The sequence below is a fragment of the Shewanella sp. 10N.286.51.B2 genome (assembly GCF_041469265.1).
Lineage (GTDB): Bacteria > Pseudomonadota > Gammaproteobacteria > Enterobacterales > Shewanellaceae > Shewanella.
The window spans coordinates 1-1160 of record NZ_JBFRKH010000083.1 but is presented as its reverse complement, the minus strand read 5'-3'; the positions used below and the strand labels follow the sequence as shown (position 1 = coordinate 1160).

Annotated in this window: 1 protein-coding gene; it reads left to right on the top strand. The window is 42.2% G+C overall.

Translation table 11 applies throughout. From position 1 onward, the window contains the following. Nucleotides 1-1129, top strand: a 1129-nt coding sequence (locus AB4140_RS18775) for an IS256 family transposase (protein WP_102520773.1), incomplete at its 5' end; no start/stop codon positions are given. Between the last annotated feature and the right edge of the window lie 31 nt (nt 1130-1160).

Genomic DNA, 1160 nt, shown 5'->3' with positions numbered 1-1160 from the left:
GATGCTCAAAAAGATAACGGTCGAAGCCGCTCTTAATGCCGAAATGGATGACCACCTGGGCTATGAGAAACACCATAAATCGACTTCTGCTAATAGCCGTAACGGTAAAACCAGCAAGCGCATTCAAACTGAAGATGGTCAATTTGAGCTTGATACGCCGCGAGACCGTGAAGGCAGTTTCGAACCTCTGTTAGTTAAAAAACACCAGTCCAGATTTACCTCTATGGACGATAAAATATTGTGGCTCTACGCTCAAGGCATGAGTACTCGTGATATCGTTCAAGCCTTTGATGAATGGTACGGCGCAGAGATATCACCCACGTTAGTTTCTCGCGTTACCAACGCCGTTCTAGAGCAAGTTATTGAATGGCAAAGTCGACCTTTAGATGCCATTTACCCAATCGTTTACCTTGATTGTATCGTCGTAAAAATCCGTCAGGATAAGCGCGTTATTAACAAATCTATTTTCTTAGCGTTAGGCATTAACCTTGAAGGTCACAAAGAGCTAATGGGGCTTTGGATAGCTGAAAATGAAGGGGCTAAATTTTGGTTAGGTGTCCTCACTGAACTACAGCAACGAGGCGTTGAGGATATTCTCATCGCTTGTGTTGATGGCTTAAAAGGCTTCCCTGATGCTATCAATACCGTTTATCCAGATACTCATGTACAGCTCTGTATCGTACATATGGTCAGAAATTCATTAAAGTACGTATCGTGGAAAGACTACAAGGCAGTCACTGCGGACCTTAAAAGCATCTACCAATCAACAACGGAGGAGGAAGCTTTACTTGAATTAGACCGTTTCAGCGATACCTGGGATGAGCAATACCCCCAAATCAGCAAGTCATGGCATAATCATTGGCACAACTTAAATACGTTTTTCAATTATCCTCAGGATATTCGTAAGGCCATTTACACAACCAATGCTATAGAGTCGTTAAATAGCGTGATTAGACGAGCGTTGAAAAAACGTAAGGTATTTCCTAATGATGACTCGGCCAAGAAAATGATTTACCTTGCGATAAAAGAAGCCAGTAAAAAATGGACCATGCCCATCCGAAACTGGCGTACTGCGATGAGCCGATTTATTATTGAGTTCGAAGACAGAATTGTGAAGCATATTAACTAAATTGCAGTTACACAGAATCTGTTACACCCTC